This window comes from Neobacillus citreus, assembly GCF_018343545.2.
In the GTDB taxonomy this organism is placed as follows: Bacteria; Bacillota; Bacilli; order Bacillales; family Cytobacillaceae; genus Neobacillus; species Neobacillus citreus.
Genome location: NZ_JAGYPE020000002.1, coordinates 87863 through 113537, shown reverse-complemented (window position 1 = coordinate 113537; position 25675 = coordinate 87863). Strand labels below are relative to the sequence as shown.

The following is a 25675-nucleotide window of genomic DNA, read 5'->3' as shown; positions in this document are numbered from 1 at the left end:
GTAGATAACACTTTAATTAAATTGTTTTGGTGCTTACTTTAAGTTTTGCAATTTCTGTGCCAATTTTTTGAGCCAATTATTTAAAGCTTTTTTATATTTGTTATTTCTTTAAGTTGTTTCAAATGAAACACAGTTTGTTTAATCTGTTTCAAAATATTCAAAATTATGTTATTATTCAATCAATCATTATAAGAATGGGGATTGTTGGAATAATGCTGCCAAAAATTGTTGTACTTGGATACACAGTCTTTTCTGATTTAGCAAAAAGTGTAATGAGAAGTATGTATATTCCTCCATGGGTAGAGTATGAAATCAGAGAAATCCCCTCCCAGTTACTGGCAGTAGATTCAGTCAAACACTTACAGTCGGACTTTGAGCCTGCCACTATTGTCATTAGCGGTGATCGTAGTGCTCTGGCACTAAAGAAAACCTTAAAAAATTTAGTCATTCCCGTTAAAGTAACGGGTTATGATATCTTGAAATCAATAAGGGAGTTAGGGTCGAACGATGTTGTAGTGGTTAATTATCAGGAAAATATGAAAGAACTATCTCAGGTAACAAATTTATTGAATGTTCGTATCACACAATTTACCTTTAGGAATCAAGAAGAGGGATATAGTATTTTGGAGGAAATCCAGAACAACGGATATAGACATGTAATTGGCGGCAGCTGGATTTGCGCCATGGCACCCAAATATGGATTGAAGGGAGTTTCTTATTATTCTTATCTTTCGATGAGTGCTGCCTTTGAGGATGCTCTCAATATTTTAAATGCTTATCGAAATGAACTGGAACAGGCAGTTCTGTTTAAAACAATCGTTGATATGAATCGTAATGGAATCATTTCCACTGATAAAAACCTTCGAGTCAATGTTATGAGTATGGCGGCGGATAAAATACTTGGTATGAAACGAACTCAAATGATCGGAAAGACGTTGCATGAGGTCATTCCTACACTTGACATTGAAGAGGGTGAAGCCCAGTATAATACTATTTTTGAACACAAGCAAAAAAAACTCGTTGCCGATATTGCTCCAGTTATATTAAATGGAGAAAAGATGGGGTACATTTTTGCAATAGATGATGTAGACCACGTCCAAGAAACAGAAAGAAGGATTCGCAAAAAAATTACCCAAAAACAACTTGCAGCCAATTACTCATTTGAAGATATCATCGGGATTTCCCCACTTATACAGGAAACAATTAAAAAAGCTAAAAAATTTAGTAAAAGCAGCTCTTCTATTCTCATCCATGGGGAATCTGGAACAGGAAAAGAACTTTTTGCGCAAAGTATACATAATGAGAGCAACCGAAGTATGTATCCATTCGTTGCAGTTAACTGCGCTGCACTTCCAGAGAGTCTTTTGGATAGTGAACTGTTTGGTTACGAAGAAGGCGCCTTTACAGGGGCGAAGAAAGGAGGAAAGCCGGGACTTTTTGAGTTGGCACACCAAGGGACTATTTTTTTAGACGAAATAAGCGAACTTCCACTACATCTACAATCAAGACTATTGCGCGTCCTTCAAGAGAAGGAGATCATGAGGATTGGAGGAGATCAAGTCATTCCAATAGATATTAGAATTATTGCTGCCTCCAATAAAAATCTAATGGACGAAGTGAAAAAGGGCAACTTTAGAGAGGATTTATATTTTCGAATTAATGTTTTACAGCTTTTCATTCCACCCTTACGGAGACGGAAGGAAGATATTTCCCTATTATTTAAATATTTTATTAAAAATGAAGTTCTCCTTTCAGAAAATATTACTTTGGATCAACTATATTGTTTACATCATCATTCTTGGCCTGGTAACGTGAGAGAGATAGAAAATGTAGCCGAACGCTTTACGGTGTTAATCAAGGGAGAAAAAGTTTCGCGGAATACTATCCAAAGTCTTCTACAACAAGCCCTTTACCCCGAAAATGAAAATGTTAATGATGAGAATGAAGTTTCAGAATCACAACTCGTTCAACAAACCTTAGACAAATTCAATGGAAACAGAGACCTTGCTGCCAAGTTTCTAGGCATGAGCCGTACAACACTTTGGAGGAAAATGAAGAATTTAGAATTATAAATATGGTTTTATCACAAAAAACTTTTGTCTACAAACCGTTGGTATTTTTGCTACATCAAACTTTCTTTATAAGCAAAAATAGAGTATACTCAATTAACTATCATTTACATAAAGGAGATAGATTCGATGTCTGAGAACCACCAACCGGAAACAGAAAAAAAGAAGGTAAGCCTTCAGGAGCTAGCAAAGCAGCAGCTGCAAAACAAGAAAAACCAAGCAGCAGCTAAAGCAAAAGAGAATGGCAGCCTGCAAACACAAAAAATGAAAAGTCAGCAAACCAAGAAACCAAGCAATACCCGTAGAAAAATGGGTTCTTAATGAACGGGCAGAATCGGAAGGACATTGTGCCAGGGATTACCGTTGATATTGTTTTAAAACAGGACCAGAAAACAGGCAAACTGACAAGAGGAATTGTCCAAGATATTCTTACCAAGTCAGCTAACCATCCCCACGGCATTAAGGTTAGACTGACAGACGGGCAAATTGGACGAGTCCAAGAAATTCACAACTAATTTCTCTCAAAAAAGCACACAAGTTGACCTGTGTGCTCTTTTATATTCTAAGACCACTTTTAATTCCTACAAACTTCCCTATGATGACCATCATTGTTGGGATAATCTTTGTCGTTCAAGATCAAGCAGGTGCGTCTTCATCTCTAATCCGCCACGGTAGCCGGTCAATGAACCATTTTTTCCAACAACACGGTGACATGGCACAGTAATTAACATTGGATTAGCACCAATGGCGGCCCCCACTGCTCGAACAGCCGCTGGTTTATTTATTTGATTTGCTATTTCCGAATAGGATCGGGTCTGTCCAAACGGAATTTCACATAGGGCATTCCAAACAGCGACTTGGAAATCAGTCCCTTGAAAATCATTCTGGACGGTGAAATTCGTTCGCTTCCCTTCAAAATATTCTATTAGTTCGGCTGCATATGGCTTTAGCTTTTCCCCGTCTTCCATCAGCGGGCTGCCAGGAAACCGTTTTTCTGCCCAAACAGCCAATTCCTCAAACGGCTTGTTTTGTGAGCCGACATAACTAAGTCCCTTCACTGTTGCAGCAATATAGAAATTCCAAGGATGATGGTTAAATAATGACCAATAGATTGGTGTCTTATTAGTTTGTGGTGTCATTTTGTTTCCTCCGCTTCATGCAATTGACGGTATAAAACGGGTGTTAATCCCGTCAGGTTTTTTACTGATGTAATAAAATAAGGTGTATTAGAGATATCTCCCATCTTTACTATCGGCAATTGCCCGCTTAGACTGGAGCAATTTGCTTTAAATTCAAATCTCATTAGACTACCTCTGCCACTATTATATCTCTGAAAATAGCAGAATGAACGTTTATGGTGATAAAAAAGCGAGATATTGAAATGATATTTTTGTGATAATAGTTTATAAAAGGAAGCGGAGGGATCAAATTTGACAGATATTCAAAAGCCAATTGACTGCTGGCAAGAAATCAATGGGAACATTATCATAAAGCTGCCGGAAGACTTTAATCTAAAAGCGAATCTAGGCTATTTGGAGCGGAACAAAAATGAATGTATGTTCGAAGTCGAAAACGGTATCATTACGAGGGCGGTTGCCGTTGGAGAAACACGAGCTTTATTACAAATTCATGTAAATGATCGGAATCAGATGATCGTTCAATTTTTGAAAGACACTAGACCTGGTAATCAAGCGGAATGCGCTGCAGTTGTCTCGTATGTCCGGGAATGGTTTGATCTGGATCGTGATTTGAAGTCATTTTATGAAATGGCCAAATCAGACCCACTGCTTAAAAACCCTGTTCAAGAATTCTACGGACTACGCGTAATCGGCGTTCCCGATCTTTTTGAAGCGCTCTGCTGGGGAGTCTTAGGGCAGCAGATTAATCTAGGATTCGCCTATACTTTAAAAAGACAATTTGTTGAAAAATTTGGCGATTCTATCGAGTATAATGGCAAGAATTATTGGTTGTTTCCATCCTATGATCAAATCGCCAAGCTAACACCTGCAGATCTGGCCGATATTAAAATGACCTTAAAAAAGAGTGAATATATTATTGGCATTGCCCAATTAATGGCGAGCGGAGAATTATCAAAGGAAAAATTATTGCAAATGGAAAACCTAAAAGAGGTTGAAAAAAGCCTCATCAAGATTCGCGGGATAGGTCCATGGACAGCAAATTACGTCATGATGCGCTGCTTACGATTTACCTCGGCGTATCCGATTGATGATGTCGGCTTGCATAACGCCATCAAGCATCTAACTGGTTCGGGGAAAAAGCCTACAAAGGAAGAACTATTAAAGCTATCTCAAAGGTGGGCCAATTGGCAAGCCTATGCTACGTTTTATTTATGGCGTGTCCTCTATTAATAAAATCTACTCAAAATATGTATCTACCCCTCGGTAAGAAAACTGAGGGGCAGCAAGTAAACATTATCGCTATAATACTAAAATCATTTATCTACTGGGTATAATGTAAAGTTGCAATCAACAATCTCATAACGCAGTGTGTCACCTGTTTCAAACCGTTCTGCAATGGATGTATAAATTGGACCATTCAAATATTCTTCAACAGCCTCTTGGCTTTCAAATATATAAATCCCCCCGCGTTCTTCCGTTTCCGGGTTACTTACATATAACTTTTGAATGAGTCCCCTTTCCTTTAAGGCACGAAACTTTGGTAGACTCGCTTCAGACATTTTGTAAAGCTCATCGATAGACTTTGCGCTTCTGAATGTCACTTTCAATACTTTTAGACTCATCATTATTCCTCCTCTTATTTGTAATACCTGAATTCTTTTCTATAGTTATTTTCTCTTCCCATACGTCACTTCAAGTCCTGCCTGCACATCCATTTGAATGCCATACTGCGGAATCGGATAACGCATTCCGTTTTTGCTTAATGCTTCTAATCCATCCAAAGCCTTTAACAAGTCTTCCGGAGATAAAGCCATTAACAATTCATCGTCCAACACCCCGCCAAACCTGCGTTCAGCAAAACAAGGGATGGAAAGACTAGGTTTTCTTGTCGCAAGGGCTCGCCCCCATGAATCAGCACAGGAAGATTCCCCCACGACACTCCATTCAAATTTTTCAAAATTCCTCCACTGAAGGCCGTTAATAAAAAGAATCATTTGCCCAGGAGTCCCGTAGATTAAACAAATGTCGGGGTCAGCGATACGATTCGACACAAGTGGCGAGACTGCCATCGCTTCATATTTTCCATGTGGGACGACCGTCATTTCCCGCTGGTGTTTCGCTGAATCCTGCTGGTTTTCAAACCAAACCCCCGCCATTTGCTTTCCAGACAGCCACTCCTCATTTCGCGGATGTAATCCCAAGACCACCTGGCATTGTGCACCGACAAGATCTTCGGCAGTGATACCTACTGTCCAGCCCAACCTTGATGCCTGGGCAACAATTTGGTCGGTTGTGTGGATGCTTTTTGGCCGCCGAATCTTAGGAATGGCTTCCATTTCCTCTTTCTTCTCAAACATTTTCATCCCTATTGGAATGGTTTTAATTTTGAGGTACTGATTTAACCTGTCGACTATTGCTTTCCAATCATATGTCTTCTTTACATTTTCCATTCGATTACCCCATCTCTTCTCAATTTTCATAATGTTATTGTAGGAATTTTCCGAATACACACGACACTTTACTACTATAAATCTGGGAAACTGATATAATAAAAATATCACTATGATGGATGGTGAACTATTTGCGTATAGAACAGCTAATGTACGTTGTTGAAATTGCCAAGACGGGATCGCTTTCTGCAGCAGCGGAACGCCTGCATGTGGCGCAGCCAAGCATTAGTCATTCAATATCTTCTCTTGAACAGGAATTGGGCGTTAAAATTTTTAAACGTTCCAAAAACGGTGCTCTACCGACTGAAAGCGGAAAAGCAGTGATTTTAAAAGCTCAGGAAATCCTCAACAAAGTCGAGGAGTTGCAGGAAACCGTCAATATCGAGCACTCGCTTTTAAAAGGACGGTTATCCATTGCATCCATTGCTGGCGTCAGTACTAGTGTTTTGCCTCGGGCATTGGTTATTTTTAAAAAGAAATATCCCGGAATAGAACTAGAACTGATTGAGGATGATACGCGCACAATCAAACAACTCGTTATCGATGGAAAAACAGATATCGGTTTGTCAATTGCCGATGATGTGGATTCCAAGCTTTTGAGTGGACACCTTTTTACTACTAAATCTATTGCATGTGTAGGTAAACATTCCACTTTTGCAAGACATAATGAAATATCTATAAAAGAGATCTTAAAACATCCCGTTATTTGTTCCTCTGATTCTCTTAGGAATGTCTTAAAAAAACACGGAACGCCAAACTATTTAATCAAGTCGAAAAATTTGGAAGCAGCCAAACATATTATTGCGCAAGGAATGGCGATTGGTTTTTATACTGAAATGTCATTAAAGGTTGACCCATATGTACATACGGGAGAAATCATCCCATTAGACATTTCTGATGAAAAAATTGAAGTCAATTATTGTTACATTCAATTAAAAACCCACCGTTCCATTGCAAGCCAGGAGTTTATAAAAATACTAAAAGAACAAATTAGCTATTTCCAAAGATTATAATGATGCCCCCCATAAATTGAGGGACGTTTTTTTACATGACGACGGAACCTTGATTTTCCTGTACTTTGACGGTTTTCTTGTATAACGATCTTAAAGTCGGCGAGATCATGATTAAGACCACTACAATCACCACAAACAGGCTGCCGGTGGACATCATATTGATTTTCGGAGGAATAAATTTGCTGAAAGAGCCGTATAGGAAGTTCCCAACCGCCATCGCCCCAGAAGCAAGGATAAAATTGACACTCGCGACACGCCCGCGAAATTCATCATTTGCCCTCTGCAAGACAAATGAAAGATTAATTGCCATAAAAACGGCTTGCGATGCACCTACCGTTACGCCGACAATAAAGGCTAGCAGAGGCGTACCTGTGAGCCCAAGAAGAAATAAGGTCAGGCCGCTTGCCAATGCCGTCATAATATAGAGGATGCCCTGCCCCCTTGGGGTGGATATGGAGGCTGTACTTAGATTGCCAAGGATGGCCCCTAATCCGATAAACATCATCAAACTGCCGTAAATTCCGCTGTCTGCCCGTAGATCCTCGTGAATAAACTGAGGAAGTAACGATGTATACGCCATCGTTAATAAACAATGGAGGAAAACCATTAGAATTAAAAGGCCAAGTGCCGGTGTCCTCCGAATGTACATCATCCCTTCCACGACAGGCTCAAAAATATTTTTGAGATGCAGATTTCCTAAAGTTGTGGCAGTTTGATTAGTACGAATCCATAATGATTGGATCCCTGCCCCCGTATAGAGCAGAAAACATAGTGCAAAGACAGTGCCCGGACCAGCCAGAACGAGGATTGGACTGGCCAGAGCCGAACCGATGAATCCTGCGCCATGCGATATTGTGCCTTGCAGCGCCGTGGCATTGTATAGAGTATTCTTAGGAATTAGGTCAGGCATAATCGCATTCGTACAGGTCATTTGCAGATTGAAACAAATGCCCAAGAAAAATGCACACATAATCACTACCCATGGTGACACAATCCCAATCAAACTCAACAATGCCAAAGCCCCTGTGTTGCATGCATTAGAAAATACAGCAATGGTCAATAAACGCCGTCTATCAAAACGATCCACCAATACCCCGATGATCGGTCCGAAAAGAACCCCCGGAATCATCGTGGCAAAAACGGCTGTCCCTACAAGTGCGGTTGAATTGGATAGTGAATAAATAAGCCAGCTGGCGGCTACCGTAAAGGAATATTGTCCTGAATTGGCCAACGCTGAACTAATCCATAAATAACGAAAATAACGGAATCCCAGTGATGCAAATGTTTTTGGAAGCTTCATAACGAATCTCCTTCTTGGTTAGCTTACCCTCCGTACGCATTCAATGCATTTATACTATGAGCAAGCGCGGAACCTGCTTTTAAAGCGGTGGCGACAAAAATCGCTTCCGTTAATTCTTCCATTGTTGCGCCCAGTTTCTTTGCTGCTTTTGTGTGGGCATCGATGCAGTAGGCACATCCGGTCACATGAGCCACGGCTACCGCGATAAATTCTTTTTCTTTTTGGCTTAATAGACCAGGCTTCATCGCCTCATGGCTAAATCCCAAATAGGAACGGAACAACTCGGCGTTTTCTTCACGAAAATCCTTCAATCGTTTCATATTCGATAATGTATAAAGGTCATCTGTACCTGTTCCATCGTATGCCTGGAGTGCATTGCCCCCGTGGCCTGCAGCAGAACCGGCCTTCAGCGCTGTCGCAACCATGATTGCTTCAAACATTTCCTCTTTCGATACTTCAAGCCGTTTGATCTGACCGACATGGGCTTCAATACAGTATGGGCAGCCGGTAACATGTGCAACAGCGACGGCAATCAGTTCCTTCAATTTCATCGACAGCAAGCCTTCCGCCATTGCCTTTTGATTAAAAGCACCAAAAGCACGATAGGTTTCAGGTGCCAGTTTTGCTAATTCGGATAGTCTCCTGCGATCGGATTTTTTGTACAAGCTTTCATTGCTCATCTTTATTCCTCCTCTTTAAAAATAGAAGGCTCAAAGCCTATTTGGGAATTGAGCTTCTATTACGGATATTAATTGATCGAACTCATTTTCATTACAAGGCCTTTGTGTTGATATCAGACTCTATCTCAAGTTCAGCATTAAAACCTAACTCTTCTCCTGACTTCAATTTTTGCGTCTTCGATGCAATCATTACATAAAATGCAGAACAAACGATGTAAATTAACACTCCAACCAGCAATCCGGCAGTTAAGTTCTTCAGCAGAAGATATCCTTGAACCACGGAAAGGACGATTGCAATCCCGACAATCCCGTATAAGGTCTTTGGATTAAATTTGAATTTTGATTTCTCATATAACTCCGGATATTTTTTCGGGAGCTGCGTTGCCGCGATAATCGGAATGAGGTTAGCAAAAAATCCGATGCCGCTTCCTAATGATGCAATTACGGTTAGAGAAAATCCTGAAATTATCGGAATTAATCCAATCAGATAAAAAAGAGTTAGAATCAAAATTGGTGTACCAAACTTACTGCTAACCACTCCTAGTTTCTTTGGCAGCCAGCCATCTTCACAGGCAATTAGGATTCCTTTCGTGGCCCATGACATTTGCGCATTTAAGGTGGTCGCCAGCGCAAACATCGCACCGCCAATAATAAAGAAGAAGAAAACAGGCTCAGGCAGGATCGTTCTGGCTACTTCCGTCAACGGCTTATTGGCCACGTCGGCAACTGGCAGAACACTTGAAGCAACGGCCGCCATTAGCGCATAAAGAATTCCGACTCCAACCGTTGTGGTGATAATCGTTAGAGGTATATCACGGCCTGGATTTTTCATTTCTCCGCCCAGTTCGGCAACATATTGAGCGCCTCCAGTAGCAAAGGAGAGCAAGGCGACTGCCGAAAGGAAACCAGTAATTCCTCCTGGGAACATTTCTCTCGTGTTAAATACGGAATAATTAATTTCCGGAACCCCCCACGCCACGAACAAACCAAGGGAAATGACCAAGACGATGACCATAATTTTTTCAGCAATTGCGGCCACTTTTACGCCGACAAGGTTGGTGATATAGAAAACTGTTAACATGATAAAAGCAACTAGTTTAATAGGGACACTAGGATACAAGCTTTGTAAGTAATCCGCAAATGATAGCGCATACAATGCAATGGTCAATTGTGTAATGATGAACAGCAGAAGCCAGAAGAACCCTAACTTAGGTGACAAGAGACGACTGGAATATCGGTAAAATCCCCCGGTGGTTGGAATTGCTGCTCCCATAATGGCAGTGGGCATTACCTTAAACAAGGTAAAGATTGATGATAGAACAAAAGCTAAAACCACACCAGTTCCGGTCATACCAATCGCGATCCCAGTTAGGGACATGATACCCGCACCAATGATTTGACCTACCGCAATTCCCATCGCATCTCCAAGACCCAGAACCTTCTTCAACTTTGCTTCCTGATTACTCAAATTCCCTTCACCATCCCTTTTTACTAGTTTTTTATATTTAAATTTTTGCTGCAGTACCTTGATGACTTTTTACTGCCTTTTCTAGTCTTTTCAGCCCCTCTTCTAAAATGGATCTCGGGCACCCGATGTTCATTCGAATAAATCCTTCCCCTCCCGGTCCATAGGTGTAGCCTTGATTAAAAGCAACATTGGCGTGCTTTAACATGAGTTGTTGGAGACCTTCTTTATCTAAACCAAGTTCCCGACAGTCCAGCCAGACAAGATAGCTAGCCTCTGGTTTGATCACTTTGATTTCCTTGATATTGTTTTCCATATATTCGCTCAGGTAATTCAAGTTTTTTTCAATATAATAAACAACTTGTTCTAACCATTCACCGCCAAAACGATAAGCGCTTTCAGTTGCGGCAATCCCAAATGTATTCGTATGTCTTAGAGACAATCGATTCATAGTTGCATTAAATTCATCTCTCAGCTTTTGATTGGGAATGATAATATTGGAAGTCTGCAAGCCTGCTAAATTAAAGGTTTTGCTAGGAGCCGTACAGACAATGGTATGCTCAGCAAATTCTTCAGAAATGGAGGCAAAGACTGTATGCGTTTTTCCTTTAAAAACTAAGTCACAATGGATTTCATCGGACACAATGAGAATGTTGTTCTCAATACAAATCTTCCCTAGCTCAGTTAACTCTTCTTTTGTCCAGACACGTCCTGATGGGTTATGAGGATTGCAGAGAATCAGCATTTTGACGTTCTCATTGATTCTATTTCGCAGGTCTTCAAGGTCCATCGAGTAATTACCGTTTTCATGTTTTAACTGGTTATAAACAACTTGACGGTTATTATTAACAATCGCATTAGTAAACGGATAATAAACCGGAGGCTGGATCACAATTTTGTCTCCAGGGTTCGTAAAGGTTTGCACAAGATAATTTAATGCCGGTACCACACCTGGACTATAGCAAATCCATTCTTTCTGTACACTCCAGTTGTACCTTTCCTGCATCCAATCGATAATTGCACGATAATAGGAATCTGGACGTGTGGTGTAGCCAAAGATTCCATGCTCAGCTTTTTTGATAATTGCTTCGATCACTGGCGCCGGTGATTGAAAATCCATGTCCGCCACCCACATGGGAAGTAAATTCTTTTCCCCGAATAAATTCTCTATTTCATCCCATTTTGCCGAAGCTGTATCATGCCTATTAATTTCGATGTCAAAATTGTACTTCACTGTTGATTTCCTCCTTAATCAGTTTTTCAAAAATACTAACTTTTGGTGTAAGAAAACTTATAGCCTTGTTTTGGTTTCTGAATTAATTGAATATTTTGTTTTATTTAACCATATAAATTGTCCCTTCGTAAAATATTGATTTTTAATAGAAGTATTCAATTCGTCTATAGTTACACGTTATAAAAGTGCTGGAGTCTGCCCCCAACACTTTGTTAGCCTGCTTGTATTTTCTTTTTAAAAAGATTGTCTAGATTGCTGCTCTAGAATGAAACTCGGTCCATTGTGTTACATTAATTTAGAAAAAATAAAAATGAAAATGTTTTGACATTTGGATAAAAATGCTGTAAATTATCAAATGTACGAACAATAAAAACATAAACTTTATATAATATTCGTGTTTAGGAGTGTAATTTCATGGATACAGTATTTGATTACGAAGATATTCAACTAATTCCCGCAAAATCAATCGTAAAGAGCCGTTCTGAGTGTGACACAAGCGTCGAATTTGGCGGTCATAAATTTAAATTACCGGTCGTCCCTGCAAACATGCAGACGATCATCGATGAAAAAATTGCTATTTTCTTAGCCGAAAACGGTTACTTCTATATCATGCACCGTTTCCAGCCGGAAACACGCCTTGATTTTGTGAAAGACATGCAGGCACGTGGCCTAATCGCATCCATCAGCGTAGGTGTGAAAGAAGGAGAATATGAATTCGTTCAGCAGCTTGCTGATGAAAACTTGACACCTGAATTTATTACCATCGATATTGCACATGGTCACTCCAATGCCGTTATTGATATGATTAAGCATATTAAAAAACTAATTCCTGGCAGCTTTGTCATCGCTGGTAATGTTGGAACACCTGAAGCCGTAAGAGAGTTAGAGCATGCTGGTGCCGATGCAACTAAGGTCGGTATTGGACCAGGTAAAGTATGTATTACGAAAATTAAGACCGGATTCGGTACTGGAGGCTGGCAGCTTGCAGCCCTAAGATGGTGCGCAAAAGCCGCAAGCAAGCCGATTATCGCGGACGGCGGTATCCGCACCCATGGTGATATTGCGAAGTCTGTCCGTTTCGGGGCATCCATGGTGATGATTGGTTCGTTATTCGCGGGTCACGAAGAATCTCCTGGTGAAACATTCGAAAAGGATGGAAAGTGCTTTAAGGAATATTTTGGTTCTGCTTCAGAATTCCAAAAAGGCGAACGAAAAAATGTCGAAGGCAAAAAAATGTACGTAGAACATAAAGGAAAATTAATCGATACATTAATTGAGATGGAGCAAGACCTGCAGTCTTCGATCTCATATGCGGGCGGAAACAAATTAAAAGACATCCGCACTGTTGATTATGTTGTCGTGAAGAATTCCATTTTTAATGGGGATAAGATTTATTAATAAAAAAATGCCTGCCACTCCGGCAGGCATTTTTTCTTAGTAAAATTACTATTTCTCAGTACCAGGTCTTGCTCTTTTGATAAAGAATGCCAGCACCAAAGCAACTGCCGCGATTCCCGTCGCAACAACGAAAGCGTCATTGATACCACTAATTGTGGCTTCCTTCATGGCTTCACCATAGATAGAATAGGTTGCTAGCATTTTCCCTTGTTGAACAGGGATTCCCGCCATAGCAGCAAGTCCCTGACCTAGACCAGATAATTTAGCGGCTAGGTATGGGTTAGCACTTGTGACCACATTCGCGAAATTCGCAGAATGGAATTCACTTCTTGTTGTCATCACGGTAACGAGAAAGGCCGTACCAAGGCTTCCGGCAACGGTCCTTGCCGTGTTCGAAGCGGATGTTCCATGACCCGCAAGCCTTAATGGGAGCTGATTCATCCCCTCTGTTTGAACCGTCATCGCTAAGAAAGACATCCCAAACATTCGCATAACGTAAAGCAGCATAATATAGCCAAATGATGTAGACATCGTGAGTTTCGTAAATTGCCATGTCGTGACGACCGTAATGATTAAACCAAAAACAGCCAGCCAGCGGGCACCCATTTTATCAAAGAGCTTTCCGGAAATCGGCATCATGACCGCCATGACAATGGCTCCTGGAAGCATCATCAGACCTGAATCTAGAGCAGTAAAGCCGCGAATATTTTGCAGGTAGATTGGCAGCAAAATCATTGCGGCAAACATTGCCATATTAATGATCATTCCGATAATCGTTGTTAAAGCAAAGATGTCGTATTTAAACACTCGCAATTCCAGCATCGGCTGATCTGTGGTCAATTCCCGCCAGATAAAGGCGATTAAACCAATTGCACCAATCGATAATGAAACGACAACCTGCATACTTTCCCAGCCATTATTCCCCGCTTCACTAAAGCCGTATAGTAAAAACCCTAAACCAAGCGTGGATAAAATAAATCCAGGAGTATCAAATTTTGGCTTGGTTACCTCGGTAACATCCACCATCCAAACAGACGCTAAGATTATGGACAAAATGCCAAATGGAATGACAATATCAAATAATACACGCCAGTCATAATGACCAATCAACCATCCCGATAGGGTCGGACCGATTGCCGGGGCAAATAACATAGCGACACCCATAAGCCCCATTGCCGCTCCACGTTGGTTTGGAGGGTATATGGTTAGAAATACAGTCATCAAGAGCGGCATAATGATACCGGCACCCGCTGCCTGGACAATCCTTCCCAACATTAACAATGAAAAGGTTGGCGAAATCGAGCAGATAACGGACCCCAGGGTAAAGGAAATGACTGCAAAAATAAATAATTTCCTCGTCCCAAGCCTTGCCGTTAAAAATGCGGTGATAGGAATAATGATACCGTTCGTTAACATATACCCTGTCGAAAGCCATTGAACTGTGCTTGCTGAGATGCCTAAATCATTCATAATGTGTGGAATGGCCACATTTAATAATGTTTGATTCAAGATTGCCACAAACGCACCAAGCATCATGGCTGCAACTACTTTTCCACGTTTTCCTTCAAATTGCTCTGCCGTTGAGGAATTGGCGGCCGGCTTTCTTGCTGGTTGTTCTTTTTCTTTCGTCTTTTCCACCGCTTCAGTTAGGGGCTTTTGTTCAGGTTGTTCGTCTTCAATTGCTTGCACTTCTTCTTCCTTCACTAAAGCAGTGCTATTTTCCTGTTCAGGCTGGTCTTCCTTTGCCACCTGCAGTTCGTTATTTTTAGATTTATTTTGTTTTTTCAACATTACATTTACAAATAATAATAGAAGGGCCGATATTAGAATATAACCTGTAAGGTATATGGACATGTCATCACCTACTTATGAATTCGCACTGTCACATTCATACCAGGAACTAATCTTTCTCCATAATGATCAAGCGAAATTTTGACAGGAACGACCTGTGTTTCTTTTGTGTAGTTTCCTGAAGCATTGTTTTTTGGTAAAAGTGAGAAAGTGCCGGCTGTTGCCAAGCCAATTTCTTCAACCTTGCCGTTTAGCGTGATGTTTGGAAAAGCATCAACATAAATATCGACATCCTGGCCCACTTTCACATCATTCAAATCGGTTTCTTTGACATTGGCTGTTACCCATAGATGGTCAAGGTCGTAGCTGACAGCTAGCGGTGTGCCGGCTGCTACCATTGTATTTTCCACTGCATTTGTTTGGACAATGGTGCCGTCAGCAGGAGCCTTAATATCCACATCAACTGCTCCTTTGTCACTTACCATTTGAACTGTCCCAATCGTATCATCCTTTGCGAATGTATCGCCTGTCTTTCCAGACCATTTTGTCAATTTTCCAGTTGCAGGTGCAGCAACGATTACCTGTTGTCCGGCAATTTGGGCGTTATCAGTGGATAAATAGTTTACAGATTGATTAAAGTAATAATACCCCGCAAAGCCTCCACCTACTAAAATAATCAGTAGTATGACATTGATTAAAATCATGCGTTTTGCGTTCATAAATATAAAGTCCTCCTTTATTCACTTAAAATATCTTGGATTTGCTTATGGATGCGCAATAAATGCTGAATATCCTCTTCCGGCAATTGCTTAATCTTGTTAAGCTTTTGGACAAGCTCTGATTCATTCAATATCGCTTGTTCCAATTTTTCTTCGCCTTTTTCCGTCAGATGAATCGTGATCGCACGGCGATCATGGGGTGGATTGCGGCGTTCAACAAAACCGCTTTGCACAAGCCGGTCGACTACCCCGCTGACGGTACTGTTCGTTAATTTTAGGATTTCTGCCAGTTCCACTAATCCAAGATTTGGACGCTGGGAAATTTTATACAAAGCCTTCAACTGAACAACGGTTAATCCGTTCTTATCAGCATCTTTTTTGGAAACTTTAAAAAGAAGCTTGCTTATATCTGAAAATGAATTGAGAATCTCACTGTTATAGGCAGTCTTCATGTCCCCTCCTCCTTTTTTAGGTATTATTTACTATACGAATATTTCGTATGCGAAACAATTTGTGTTACCTATAATCGCACATCTTCCTTTTTCCTGTCAATTGGCTTTTTTCCCTTTAATAAAAATTTAATATTTTAACACTCCTTTCTTTTGTGAAAAATATTATTTAAAGGAATCTGCGTTTCTACGTTCAATGTTTACATAAAAACAAACAACCTGCCTAAATAACAAAAAAGAGGATGATCCCCTTATATTTCTTTTAAGGACATCCTCTTTTATCTTTAATCTCCATTATCGAATAAGAATTTTTCACGCTCTTCTCTGCTGATGTTGCTGCGTTGTACATTTATAAAATAAAGTGCAAGTATCGTAAGAAGGAGGATGGATAAAACAACTAACTCAGGAACCGACAAACCTCCCAATGGGTTTAATGGTGTGTATAAGAATAAAAAGAAAACAAGAGAAAGTATGGCTAGCCACCCAACAGCCCCGCCATAGGCGACTCGATAAGGGCGGTTTAAATTCGGCTCTTTTTTCCTGAGCACCATAAATGTAATGACGACCAATAACCAGGAACAAACCATCATAAAACCGGAGACATTTACAATATTCATAAATATAGATTTACTAGTCCCAAGGAACGCCCCTAAACTGCTTAAAATGAATAAGAACATGACGGCTTTGGCCGGTGTCTTATTGATCCTATGCAGCTCTGAGAAGCCCTTTGAAATATATTTGGCCCTGCCAAGCGCAAACAAAACCCTGCTTCCGGCTAGATATGCGGCATTCCATGATGTTAACATCCCAATCAAAGCTGCAATCGCGACAAATATTTTGGCGGTTTGCGAGCCATGCAACAGCTGGACCAATGAATCGAGAACGACAATTTGGGCGGTCTGACGCATTTCCAAATTGGCTGAAAAGCCTGTCCCGATAATGATTAGAATATAGAAGGCAGCACTTGCCCAAACTGTAATGACAACAAGTCTGCCAATCATTTTCGGTTTTACATTGGTTTCTTCCGCTGCCTGCGCGACCACGTTAAACCCTGCTAAGAATCCCGGTACCATTAATAAGGTTAGGGAAATTCCCGATAAAGAAGATACCAATGGCTTGGCATTATCGATATCTCCTAGGCTGACACCGACGATAACATAAAAGACGGCTGCCAGCAGCATAACAGCAACAGTAATCGTTTGAAAAACTTTTGAAAATTCGACGCCTTTCATATTAAGAAAGGCAAAGAAAAAGTTAAACAAAATCGAAACAATTACATAGGATGCATAAATTGTTTCTCCGCCAATACTGTACAAAGCTCCTATCTTGGGTAATGGAAAACCAAGTGCACCCAGAATAATCGGCAGCATGATGGTTTCAACCACAATTAATGTAAGTAAACCATATCCCACGCAAGCTCCCGCGAAAAATGCCCAGCGGTCGCCTAATCCTTTAAATGTATAAACGATGTCCCCTCCTGCCCGCGGCATCGCTGAAGCAAGCTCGGCATAGGCAAGCCCTACAAAAGAGCAAAGAATACCGCCAATCAAGAAGGCGATGATTCCTCCCATACTGCCCGGCACCGATGTCCAAACCCCTGCATACATAACCCATGACCAACCAACCGCGGCCCCTACGCCAATTGTTAACAAATCCCATTTAGATAATGACTTTTTTAATTGGGCATTGTGCTTTGAAACAGTTGTAGTGATTTCCTTTTTTTCTACAACTTGCATGTAGCCATTCCTCCTTTCGTTTTACTGGAATAATTTTCAAATTATGTTATTCTTTTCTCCCGACTATTTAGAATTTTCTATATATAGTTTAAATTTTATTATCTTCCTAGTAAAATATTGATTATTAATAGATGTATAAGTATTGCTTATACCTAAAAAGAAGGATTTTCCGTTTGTACAGCCAATAATAGTAATAGACAAAATTATTCAATTAATAATATCCAAGGTGGTGAAACATAGTTTGCAATTCGAGCAGTTGGAATACATCGTATCTGTCATGGAATTACGGTCTTTTTCAAAGGCTGGCCAAGCACTCCATATTTCCCAGTCTGCAATCAGCCAGTCCATCACAAAACTGGAGAATGAATTAGGCGTTAAACTATTTGAGAGGCAGCATAATGGGGTAAAACCAACAGAAGCAGGAAAACAATTAGTTACCATTGCTATGGACGTCTTACAAAATTTAAATAGGTTGCAAGTGGAAGCCGAGAAATACAAAATTGCATCCAAGAGCCGGTTAACCATTGGAATAGTGTCCGGGCTGCATTTGCCGATTCTGCCAAAGCTGCTTGCTGACATCAAACAGGAATTTCCCCAGCAGGAAATCGCTCTAGTTGAAAAAAGTTCTCTGCACATCACGGAATCTATCATCAAAAAGGAAATAGATTTAGGAATTCTTGTGATCTATGATGAAACATTAAAATATAGAAACAGTATCACGTTCACAAAGTTGTCCCCCATTCATTTTTTTGTGTTAGTAGACCCTGCCTCTCCTTTGGCTTATTCCGCGTTTTTAGAGCCTAAAGATATAACGGACCAAACCTTGGTGATGTTTAATGGCGAGTATATGAACTGGTTTTTTAAAATTTTCAATCAGCAGTACGGTCCGCTTAAATTGTTATTTACCACTAATAATAACGAGAACATTTCCGAGGCAGTCCGCAATGGGCTCGCAATTGCGATTGAAACAGAGTCAGAGGTACAGACCAACCCTTTTGTCAAAAGCGGGGAAATACTAGCGATTCCCTTAATCGAGGATGTAAATAAAAATAGTTTCCTAGGGATGGCCACTTTAAAGAATAAAGCTTTTTCTATAGAAAACCAAAAAACGATGAAATATTTTGAACGGGAGATATCCGATTTATACAACAAAAGAAGGACCATAATCCCTTCTAAACTCTAAGACATAAAAAAACTCAAAACAGAAGAAGAGCTCCTCCATTTTGAGTTTTTCAAATGATGGCTATTTCATTTTTGGGTCTAAGGCATCCCGAAGCCCGTCACCAAACATATTAAAACCAAGGACAATCAGCATGATGGCAAAGCCTGGGAACAATAAAGTCCAAGGAGCACTCGTGATAAATTGTCTAGAATCGGCCAGCATCTTTCCCCATTCTGGTTCGCCTGGCTGCGCACCTAGTCCCAAAAAACCTAATGCGGCTGCTTCTAAAATGGCAGTGGCAATGCCTAATGTGCCCTGCACAATAATTGGCGTAATCGAGTTAGGAAGTACATGCTGAAACAGCAGACGTCTATCGGACATGCCAGTTATTTTTGCGGCAGCGATGTATTCTTCTTCCTTTACACTTAACACTCGCGACCGAATCAAACGGCCGTACGTAGGAATGTTAATAATCGCGATGGCGACCAGTGCATTAAAGAGGCTCGGACCTAAGATCGCGACAATCGCAATGGCAAGTAGAATACTAGGAAACGCAAGCATGATATCAAAGAATCGTGAAATGATGGTATCTAGCCATTTCCCGTAATAACCGGCAATCAAGCCGAGAAAAGACCCCACGATGATCGAACCAATGACAGAAAAGAAGCCAATCCATAATGAAATTCTTGCACCATAAATAATCCGCGTATAAATGTCCCTGCCCTGGTCATCAGTTCCAAACCAATGGTCTGCATTGGGAGATATCAAGGTTTTCTGCGGATTAAATCCATCGTAGGGCTGCGACGTAAGAACAGGGGCCAATATGCCCATCAAGACAAAGACGAGGACAATTCCTAACCCAACCATGGCGGGACGCTGCTTTTTCAGCTTTTTCCAAGCTTCCAGCCACAATGATTTTTTAGTAGATTTATTGAAGGTAGGTTTATCAGCTACCGGTTGTAAGACTGTTTTCAAGTTCCTCCCTCCTTAACGGTAATTAATTCGCGGATCTAAAAGTGAATAGAGGATATCGACGATTAAATTGACAAACACAAATATGGTGGCAATGATTAAAATTCCGGTTTGGATGACAGGGTAATCGCGAGAACCAATCGCATCATAAATGTAGCGGCCCACACCTGGCCAGCCGAAAATGGTTTCCGTCAGAACGGCGCCACCTAACAATAATCCTGTTAGCATGCCAATGATTGTTAAAATTGGTGCAAAAGCATTTTTTAAAGCATGTTTATAAAGCACCCAGAATCCCGACAGTCCTTTGGCACGGGCGGTCCGGACATAATCCAGCTCTAACACTTCAAGCATGCTTGACCTGGTAATCCTTGCAATCACCGCCATGGGAATGGTTCCCAAAGCAATACTTGGTAAAATTAAATGCTTGAATACATCCCAAAACCCTGCCCAATTTCCTTGTATCAATGTATCAAATAAAAGGAGACCTGTGATTGCTTCAACTGGTTCCCTTGCGTTTATTCGTCCGGTTGAGGGCAGCCAGCTTAGTTTCTCAGCAAAAATCCACTGTTCCATAAGGCCAAGCCAAAATACCGGTATCGATACACCCATTAAAGCGATTAACATCGCCGTATAATCAAACCAGGATGCCCTTCTCCAAGCCGCGATAATTCCGGCATTTACCCCTATGATGATCGCAATCAGCATACTCATGATCATTAATTCAATGGTTGCCGTTAAATACGGCATGATTTCTTCCTGGATTGGCTTTTTTGTTTTTAATGAAGTGCCAAAATCACCGGTCACAATATCCGTAACATAGGCGAAATACTGGGTGGTAAGAGGTTTGTTTAAACCCATCTCCTCTCTTAAATCCTTGACGGCGTCCGGTGTGGCCTGATCGCCAAGTATAACGGTCGCTGGGTCCCCCGGGATGGCGTGGATGATAGAAAAAACAATGATCGACATTCCAATCAAAACTGGAAATAATTGCAATATACGGCGGGTAATATAGTTAGACAAGCTTCCCTGCACCTCCTTTGCCGTTATTTATATAGATGGCAGGCAACATAGTGTCCATCACCTGCGTATCGTAATTCTGGCGTAACGGTTTCGCACTCAGCCATTTTAACAAAGCAGCGCGGATGAAACGGACATCCCTTCGGCGGATTAATTGGATTTGGCAAATCCCCTTTGAGTACAATCCGCTCCCGTTTCTTATCATGGTTGATGCATGGTGCGGCTGAAAATAATGCTTGTGTATAGGGATGCAGGGGATTTTCGTATAAGCTTTTCTTGCTCCCCTGTTCCACCATTTTCCCTAAATACATCACGCCAATTCTGTCGCTAATATGCTTCACAACACTTAAATCATGGGAAATAAATAAGTATGTTAAGCCGAAATCGCGTTGCAATTGTCTTAATAAATTCAGTACCTGCGATTGGATTGAAACGTCCAGGGCCGAGACGGCTTCATCAGCAATGATTAGTTTCGGATTCAAAGAAAGCGCCTTGGCAATCCCGATCCGCTGCCGTTGTCCCCCTGAAAATTCGTGCGGGTATCTAGAAGCATGGTAGGCACTTAACCCGACTACCTCCAATAGCTCATGTACCCTTCTTTTTCGCTGCTCTGGACTAAAATCCGTATTGACAATCATTGGTTCTTCAATTAAATCACCAGCGGTTTTTCGAGGATTGAGTGATGCGTATGGGTCCTGAAATATCAACTGAATATCTCGGTAAATCGGTCTCATTTCCTTATGAGGAAGCTTAGAAATCTCTTTTCCTTGAAACAAAATCTCTCCGTCCGTCGAATTAATTAACCGCAAAATCGCTTTACCGGTCGTCGATTTGCCGCAGCCCGATTCCCCCACCAACCCAAATGTTTCATTCTCGAAGATATGAAAATTCACCCCATCGATGGCCTTTACAACATTCGTGTTTCTTCCGAAAAAGCCGCTTTTAATAGGGAAATGTACTTTTAAATCCTTTACTTCAAGTAACGGTGACGGCATGTTTAACCTCCTTTGCCAAAAAACAGCGGGATTTTTGGCCCGGATCAATCTCATAAAGTTCAGGCTCTGCATTTAAGCATTCTTCCATCGCAAATTTACATCGAGAGGCAAATTTACAACCCTCCGGCATTTCCGACGGAATGGGGACATTTCCCGGGATGGTTTCGAGCCACTCGACCTCTTCTTCGAGGGTCGGGATGGATTCGATTAATCCTTTTGTATAAGGATGGGACGGTGAAGAAAATATGGTTTTTACATCCGCTTCTTCGACAACCCTGCCCGCATACATGACAATGACCCGGTCACATACTTCTGAAACGACGCCAAGGTCATGGGTAATCATCATGATGGAAGTATTGCTTTTACGCTTCATTTGTTGAATCAGTTCCAAAATTTGCGCCTGAATCGTCACATCGAGTGCCGTTGTCGGTTCGTCCGCAATTATCAGTCTAGGATTGCAGGCAAGGGCCATCGCAATCATGACGCGTTGCCGCATTCCGCCGGATAACCGATGAGGATAGTCCTTCACAATCTTCTCAGCCCGGGGAATGCCAACTTGAGTTAGCAGCTCAATGCTTCTTTCTTCCGCTTCTTTTCTATTTAACTTCATATGAAGTCTAAGGGCTTCTCCAATTTGATTGCCAATTGTGTAGCTGGGGTTTAGGCTTGTCATCGGTTCTTGGAAGATCATCGCAATTTCATTGCCGCGAATCTTGCGCATCTTCTTATCAGTCAATTTGGTGAGGTCAACACCTTCAAATCGGATGCTGCCTTCGACAATTTTGCCTTTTCTGGGTGGCAGTAATTGCATGATGGAGAGGGCGGTAACACTTTTCCCTGAACCCGACTCTCCCACTATGCCAAGCGTTTCGCCCTCGTTAACGGTGAAACTGACACCGTCAACGGAGCGAACCACGCCATTATCTGTAAAAAAGTGCGTTTTCAAGTTTTGAACAGAAAGCAGCGGCTCCATTCTTTCCCTCCTGTTATCAATAGATTGTAAGTTTATTACTTTTCTATATAAACCTCAGCTAAGCTTTCATAGCCAATCGCATGAGGAACATATCCTTTCACATACGCAGCGCCAGCTAGAGGTGTTTCCACATATGCAAGCGGAATGGTTGGGGCATCTTCATATACAATCTCCTGAACCTCTTTATATAACTTTGTACGCTCTTCCTTATCGATGGTGGTTTGTGCCTTTCTCAGTAATTCATCCACTTTTTCATTCTTATAGGCTGAGCGGTTTTGAACCGATTCAGAACTTAACATGGTAAACAGAAAGTTGTCAGGGTCGCCGTTCTCACTAATCCGGCCGATTCCGGCAAAGGCATATTCACCTTTTACCAATTTGGATAAATAAGTGGCCCATTCATAGTTGACAATTTTTACTGTAATGCCTATTTTCGCCAAATCGGACTTAATCGCTTCCGCTACCTTTGTAGGTTGTGGGAAATAGGAACGGTCGGTTGACATAATCGAAAACTCTGTTTCAAATCCACCTGCAAACCCTGCCTCCGCCAAGAGTGCTTTTGCCTTTTCTGGATTATATTCATATCCCTTAACATCATCGTTATATCCCCAAATAAATGGAGGAAGCATATTTTTTGCAGGCTTGGCTACCGGCCCATAGAAAGTGTCGATAATCCCTTTCTTATTGATCGCATAATTAATCGCTTGGCGGACCTTAACATTATCAAAAGGTGGTTTTGCTAGATTAAAGGTTAAATAGCCAAGGCTTCCTGCCGGGCGTTTAAAGATTTGCAGACTGTCATTCTTTTCTATTGAAGATAAATCACTCTGATTGATTCCGTCCATTAAATCAATTTCGCCATTCTTTAAGGCCGTCAATCTGGAGGAATTGTCAGGAATTACTTTAAACATTAATTTATCAAGCTTAGGGAGACCAGCAACCCGGTACTTATCATTTTTTTCAAGCGTGACGGAGTCATTGGGCTTCCATTCTACAAATTTGAAGGGACCTGTTCCGACAGGATGGTCTTTAATATTATCCCCGTACTCCTTTAATGCAGCAGGACTAATGATGCCAAAAGTGGTGATTCCCAGGTTCGGCAAAAATGTAGCATTCGGCGCAGTCAAGATAAATTCGACGGTATGTTCATCCGGCGCTTTGACTTCTTGTATGACTCCCTTGAAGGTTCTGTTAAAAATAGAGAAATCACCTTTGTGCTGCGGATGAGAATCGTCCATCATTCGTTGAAAGTTATAAACAACCGCCTCTGCGTTAAAATCAGTTCCATCATGAAATTTCACATTTTCCTGTAATTTAAAGGTCCAAACCTTTCCATCATCGCTAACGGTCCATTCCTTGGCTAATTTTGGAACAACTTCTGTTCCATCCTTTTTATAATCTATCAGTGTTTCAAAAATATTTTTAGATATTCTAGAAGACTCAGCATCTATTAAATTATGAGGATCCAACGTAACTGTGTCCGTTGCTCGGCCGTAAATTAATGTGCCCCCAGAAGTGTTTCCTTTTTCTTTGCTCTTATTTGCTGTTGATTTATTTCCACTGCAGCCGGCGATCACCAATACAGCTAAAATCGTGAAGACCATGAATATTTTTTTCACTTTTTTCATTCTCCTTATCCCTCCACCATTTTGTGCTGAAACTGCTTTAGATTGGGCTTTCTATCTTTCCATGGCTGAGCTTCTTCAAGCTGGCCGGCTAATTGGAATAATGTAGCTTCATCTCCAAACCTAGCGGCAAATTGCATTCCAATCGGCAGACCCTTACTGCTCCAGCCTAACGGCAGACTTATCGCCGGCTGACCAGTTGTGTTAAACAGATTGGTAAATGGCGAGTAGGCCATCATTCTTTCAATCCATTGCTCTGCATCAAGACTTGGATCATTTGCATTGAGTTTGCCAATTGGCCATGGCAATTGTGCGATTGCCGGTGTAAGTAATAGGTCATATTCTGTAAAGAATTGACCGACTGTCCTTGATACAGAATTATTAATCTCAAATGCTTCCAATAATTCATAGGCTGTCATGTTTTGTCCGTACTGGTATATAGCCCAGTTAGAGGCTTCAAGGTTTTTTGTCGAAGGAATTCGATTTAAACCTGCTTTTATTTTTTCCATGCTATGGCCGAGATTGGCTGACCAAATTCGTAGCGTAGCTAAAAGCTGCTGTTCCGCATTAATCACTGGCGAAGCTTCCACAAGCTCGTGCCCCAGGTCTTCACATAATTGAACCGTTTTATATAAGGCCTGCTTGCATTCTTCTTCGACTGGCGCATTGTTCCAAGGTTTATCAGTCCATGCAATCCGAAGCTTTTTAGGCCTCTTCTTCATTTCATTTAGGTAGAGAAAAGCCGGTTTCTCCACCCAGTTTCGGGCACCTGGATCTGCTCCCCCTATTGAATCCAACAATGCTGCAGCATCCCTTACCGTGCGGGTCACGGCAAATTCATTGCCCAGTCCATTTAAAATCTCTGGTCGATGTGGTCCATTTGGGATTCGGCCCCTGGTTGGCTTTAAACCGACTAATCCATTCACTGCTGCAGGCTGACGGATGGAACCGGCCCCGTCATTTGCATGAGCGATTGGAACAATTCCTGCCGCGACTGCTGCACAAGCTCCTCCGCTCGACCCTCCAGAACTTAAATTTGGGTTCCATGGATTTCGAGTTGGACCGTATAATACGGATTCTGTTGAAAAATTAAACGCAAATTCTGGAGTAGTTGAAGTTCCTACTGTGACAAGACCCGTCCTGCGAAACCTTGCCATCAAATTGGTGTCTTGTAGAGTGCTCATTCCTTGACCAAACCGGCTGCCAAGCTGGACTGGAATCCCTTTTGCTTGCGCACTAGATTCTTTAATAAGAAATGGCACACCGGTGAACGGACCATCTGGAAGACCTGCTTCGATTTCTTGGTTTGATTCCTTTGGGAGAACGCTGACGACAGCATTAATCACGGGGTTTAGTTTCTCAATCCCCTCAAAAGCTGCTTGCACCAATTCCTTGGGGGACACCTCCCCTGCTTTTACCAAGGACGCCAAATCGGTTGCATCAAATTTCGAGTACTCATTAAAATTCATGGAACTTGTCACCTCATTT

General features: G+C 41.4%; 25 protein-coding genes. 7 read left to right on the top strand and 18 right to left on the bottom strand.

Going from position 1 to position 25675, the window contains the following annotated elements:
• Positions 1-122 precede the first annotated feature (122 nt).
• The 3 genes from KHB02_RS02190 (at position 123) to KHB02_RS02180 (ending at position 2584) form a co-directional block, all read left to right on the top strand.
• Positions 123-2072: a sigma 54-interacting transcriptional regulator gene (locus tag KHB02_RS02190; protein ID WP_213145435.1), complete on the top strand. Its 1950-nt coding sequence runs from the start codon at positions 123-125 to the stop codon at positions 2070-2072.
• 126 nt (positions 2073-2198) lie between these two features.
• Positions 2199-2390 carry a hypothetical protein gene (locus KHB02_RS02185; RefSeq protein ID WP_213145434.1) on the top strand — a complete coding sequence of 64 codons (192 nt, stop codon included), beginning with the start codon at positions 2199-2201 and terminating at the stop codon, positions 2388-2390.
• Positions 2390-2584 (top strand): YwbE family protein, encoded by a 195-nt coding sequence (locus KHB02_RS02180; protein ID WP_213145433.1) that lies wholly within the window; start codon positions 2390-2392, stop codon positions 2582-2584. The genes KHB02_RS02185 and KHB02_RS02180 overlap by 1 nt, the downstream gene beginning before the upstream one ends.
• A gap of 90 nt (positions 2585-2674) precedes the next feature.
• On the opposite strand, the gene KHB02_RS02175 is transcribed toward KHB02_RS02180, so the two are convergent.
• Together KHB02_RS02175 and KHB02_RS02170 are read right to left on the bottom strand one after the other, a co-directional pair.
• The gene (locus tag KHB02_RS02175; protein WP_213145432.1) at positions 2675-3208 is read right to left on the bottom strand and encodes a methylated-DNA--[protein]-cysteine S-methyltransferase; all 534 of its coding nucleotides are present in this window, start codon (positions 3206-3208) and stop codon (positions 2675-2677) included.
• Positions 3205-3372: a hypothetical protein gene (locus KHB02_RS02170; protein ID WP_213145431.1), complete on the bottom strand. Its 168-nt coding sequence runs from the start codon at positions 3370-3372 to the stop codon at positions 3205-3207. The genes KHB02_RS02175 and KHB02_RS02170 overlap by 4 nt, the downstream gene beginning before the upstream one ends.
• 127 nt (positions 3373-3499) lie before the next feature.
• On the opposite strand from KHB02_RS02170, the gene KHB02_RS02165 reads away from it, so the two are divergent.
• On the top strand, positions 3500-4438 hold the full coding sequence (locus tag KHB02_RS02165; RefSeq protein WP_277398147.1) for a DNA-3-methyladenine glycosylase family protein: 939 nt from the start codon (positions 3500-3502) through the stop codon (positions 4436-4438).
• Between the two features lie 83 nt (positions 4439-4521).
• Here the strand turns inward: KHB02_RS02165 and KHB02_RS02160 are convergent, their stop codons facing one another.
• Entirely contained in the window at positions 4522-4833 is a 312-nt protein-coding gene (locus KHB02_RS02160; protein ID WP_213145430.1) for a YdhR family protein, read from the bottom strand.
• A 42-nt stretch (positions 4834-4875) separates the two neighbouring features.
• Complete coding sequence (locus KHB02_RS02155; RefSeq protein ID WP_213145429.1) at positions 4876-5658, bottom strand: DUF169 domain-containing protein; 783 nt, start codon at positions 5656-5658, stop codon at positions 4876-4878.
• A 131-nt stretch (positions 5659-5789) separates the two neighbouring features.
• On the opposite strand from KHB02_RS02155, the gene KHB02_RS02150 reads away from it, so the two are divergent.
• Positions 5790-6671, top strand: coding sequence for a LysR family transcriptional regulator (locus KHB02_RS02150; RefSeq protein ID WP_213145428.1), 882 nt, complete (start codon positions 5790-5792; stop codon positions 6669-6671).
• 31 nt (positions 6672-6702) lie between these two features.
• Here the strand turns inward: KHB02_RS02150 and KHB02_RS02145 are convergent, their stop codons facing one another.
• The 4 genes from KHB02_RS02145 to KHB02_RS02130 all read right to left on the bottom strand — a co-directional run bounded on the left by KHB02_RS02145 (position 6703) and on the right by KHB02_RS02130 (position 11350).
• Positions 6703-7971, bottom strand: coding sequence for an MFS transporter (locus KHB02_RS02145; RefSeq protein WP_213145427.1), 1269 nt, complete (start codon positions 7969-7971; stop codon positions 6703-6705).
• A gap of 23 nt (positions 7972-7994) precedes the next feature.
• On the bottom strand, positions 7995-8651 hold the full coding sequence (locus KHB02_RS02140; RefSeq protein WP_213145426.1) for a carboxymuconolactone decarboxylase family protein: 657 nt from the start codon (positions 8649-8651) through the stop codon (positions 7995-7997).
• Between the two features lie 91 nt (positions 8652-8742).
• Positions 8743-10119, bottom strand: a complete 1377-nt coding sequence (locus tag KHB02_RS02135) for an APC family permease (protein WP_241113672.1) — start codon at positions 10117-10119, stop codon at positions 8743-8745.
• 37 nt (positions 10120-10156) lie between these two features.
• Positions 10157-11350, bottom strand: a complete 1194-nt coding sequence (locus KHB02_RS02130) for a MalY/PatB family protein (RefSeq protein ID WP_213145425.1) — start codon at positions 11348-11350, stop codon at positions 10157-10159.
• A gap of 414 nt (positions 11351-11764) precedes the next feature.
• Between KHB02_RS02130 and guaC the strand changes: the two genes are divergently transcribed.
• Positions 11765-12748, top strand: a complete 984-nt coding sequence (gene guaC / locus KHB02_RS02125) for a GMP reductase (RefSeq protein ID WP_213118986.1) — start codon at positions 11765-11767, stop codon at positions 12746-12748.
• Between the two features lie 48 nt (positions 12749-12796).
• On the opposite strand, the gene KHB02_RS02120 is transcribed toward guaC, so the two are convergent.
• From KHB02_RS02120 to KHB02_RS02105, 4 genes are all read right to left on the bottom strand, one after another.
• A complete protein-coding gene (locus KHB02_RS02120) occupies positions 12797-14602 on the bottom strand; it encodes a DHA2 family efflux MFS transporter permease subunit (protein ID WP_213145424.1) in 1806 nt (601 codons plus the stop codon).
• An 8-nt stretch (positions 14603-14610) separates the two neighbouring features.
• Positions 14611-15258, bottom strand: coding sequence for a beta-barrel domain-containing protein (locus tag KHB02_RS02115; protein WP_213145423.1), 648 nt, complete (start codon positions 15256-15258; stop codon positions 14611-14613).
• Positions 15259-15275: 17 nt separating this feature from the next.
• Positions 15276-15710, bottom strand: coding sequence for a MarR family winged helix-turn-helix transcriptional regulator (locus KHB02_RS02110; RefSeq protein WP_213145422.1), 435 nt, complete (start codon positions 15708-15710; stop codon positions 15276-15278).
• 281 nt (positions 15711-15991) lie between these two features.
• Entirely contained in the window at positions 15992-17443 is a 1452-nt protein-coding gene (locus KHB02_RS02105; RefSeq protein WP_213145421.1) for an APC family permease, read from the bottom strand.
• 241 nt (positions 17444-17684) lie between these two features.
• Here KHB02_RS02105 and KHB02_RS02100 point away from each other — a divergent pair, with 241 nt between their 5' ends.
• Positions 17685-18626: a LysR family transcriptional regulator gene (locus KHB02_RS02100; protein ID WP_213145420.1), complete on the top strand. Its 942-nt coding sequence runs from the start codon at positions 17685-17687 to the stop codon at positions 18624-18626.
• Between the two features lie 60 nt (positions 18627-18686).
• Here KHB02_RS02100 and KHB02_RS02095 read toward each other — a convergent pair whose 3' ends face one another.
• The 6 genes from KHB02_RS02095 to KHB02_RS02070 are packed head-to-tail and all read right to left on the bottom strand — an operon-like array spanning position 18687 to position 25656.
• On the bottom strand, positions 18687-19580 hold the full coding sequence (locus KHB02_RS02095; protein ID WP_213145419.1) for an ABC transporter permease: 894 nt from the start codon (positions 19578-19580) through the stop codon (positions 18687-18689).
• 12 nt (positions 19581-19592) lie between these two features.
• Positions 19593-20597: an ABC transporter permease gene (locus KHB02_RS02090; protein ID WP_241113671.1), complete on the bottom strand. Its 1005-nt coding sequence runs from the start codon at positions 20595-20597 to the stop codon at positions 19593-19595.
• 23 nt (positions 20598-20620) lie between these two features.
• The gene (locus tag KHB02_RS02085) at positions 20621-21589 is read right to left on the bottom strand and encodes an ABC transporter ATP-binding protein (RefSeq protein ID WP_213145418.1); all 969 of its coding nucleotides are present in this window, start codon (positions 21587-21589) and stop codon (positions 20621-20623) included.
• Positions 21570-22562, bottom strand: a complete 993-nt coding sequence (locus KHB02_RS02080) for an ABC transporter ATP-binding protein (protein ID WP_213145417.1) — start codon at positions 22560-22562, stop codon at positions 21570-21572. Before KHB02_RS02080 ends, KHB02_RS02085 begins: the two co-directional genes overlap by 20 nt.
• A 35-nt stretch (positions 22563-22597) precedes the next feature.
• Positions 22598-24190 carry an ABC transporter substrate-binding protein gene (locus KHB02_RS02075; protein ID WP_213145416.1) on the bottom strand — a complete coding sequence of 531 codons (1593 nt, stop codon included), beginning with the start codon at positions 24188-24190 and terminating at the stop codon, positions 22598-22600.
• 5 nt (positions 24191-24195) lie between these two features.
• The gene (locus tag KHB02_RS02070; RefSeq protein ID WP_213145415.1) at positions 24196-25656 is read right to left on the bottom strand and encodes an amidase; all 1461 of its coding nucleotides are present in this window, start codon (positions 25654-25656) and stop codon (positions 24196-24198) included.
• Positions 25657-25675: the final 19 nt, after the last annotated feature.

What these genes read in the sequence shown, in the direction of transcription:
- KHB02_RS02190 (WP_213145435.1), top strand. Translation starts at nt 123, where the DNA reads ATGAAACACAGTTTGTTTAATCTGTTTCAAAATATTCAAAATTATGTT.
- KHB02_RS02185 (WP_213145434.1), top strand. Translation starts at nt 2,199, where the DNA reads ATGTCTGAGAACCACCAACCGGAAACAGAAAAAAAGAAGGTAAGCCTT.
- KHB02_RS02180 (WP_213145433.1), top strand. Translation starts at nt 2,390, where the DNA reads ATGAACGGGCAGAATCGGAAGGACATTGTGCCAGGGATTACCGTTGAT.
- KHB02_RS02175 (WP_213145432.1), bottom strand. Translation starts at nt 3,208, where the DNA reads ATGACACCACAAACTAATAAGACACCAATCTATTGGTCATTATTTAAC.
- KHB02_RS02170 (WP_213145431.1), bottom strand. Translation starts at nt 3,372, where the DNA reads ATGAGATTTGAATTTAAAGCAAATTGCTCCAGTCTAAGCGGGCAATTG.
- KHB02_RS02160 (WP_213145430.1), bottom strand. Translation starts at nt 4,833, where the DNA reads ATGATGAGTCTAAAAGTATTGAAAGTGACATTCAGAAGCGCAAAGTCT.
- KHB02_RS02155 (WP_213145429.1), bottom strand. Translation starts at nt 5,658, where the DNA reads ATGGAAAATGTAAAGAAGACATATGATTGGAAAGCAATAGTCGACAGG.
- KHB02_RS02145 (WP_213145427.1), bottom strand. Translation starts at nt 7,971, where the DNA reads ATGAAGCTTCCAAAAACATTTGCATCACTGGGATTCCGTTATTTTCGT.
- KHB02_RS02140 (WP_213145426.1), bottom strand. Translation starts at nt 8,651, where the DNA reads ATGAGCAATGAAAGCTTGTACAAAAAATCCGATCGCAGGAGACTATCC.
- guaC (WP_213118986.1), top strand. Translation starts at nt 11,765, where the DNA reads ATGGATACAGTATTTGATTACGAAGATATTCAACTAATTCCCGCAAAA.
- KHB02_RS02120 (WP_213145424.1), bottom strand. Translation starts at nt 14,602, where the DNA reads ATGTCCATATACCTTACAGGTTATATTCTAATATCGGCCCTTCTATTA.
- KHB02_RS02115 (WP_213145423.1), bottom strand. Translation starts at nt 15,258, where the DNA reads ATGAACGCAAAACGCATGATTTTAATCAATGTCATACTACTGATTATT.
- KHB02_RS02110 (WP_213145422.1), bottom strand. Translation starts at nt 15,710, where the DNA reads ATGAAGACTGCCTATAACAGTGAGATTCTCAATTCATTTTCAGATATA.
- KHB02_RS02105 (WP_213145421.1), bottom strand. Translation starts at nt 17,443, where the DNA reads ATGCAAGTTGTAGAAAAAAAGGAAATCACTACAACTGTTTCAAAGCAC.
- KHB02_RS02085 (WP_213145418.1), bottom strand. Translation starts at nt 21,589, where the DNA reads ATGCCGTCACCGTTACTTGAAGTAAAGGATTTAAAAGTACATTTCCCT.
- KHB02_RS02080 (WP_213145417.1), bottom strand. Translation starts at nt 22,562, where the DNA reads ATGGAGCCGCTGCTTTCTGTTCAAAACTTGAAAACGCACTTTTTTACA.
- KHB02_RS02075 (WP_213145416.1), bottom strand. Translation starts at nt 24,190, where the DNA reads ATGAAAAAAGTGAAAAAAATATTCATGGTCTTCACGATTTTAGCTGTA.
- KHB02_RS02070 (WP_213145415.1), bottom strand. Translation starts at nt 25,656, where the DNA reads ATGAATTTTAATGAGTACTCGAAATTTGATGCAACCGATTTGGCGTCC.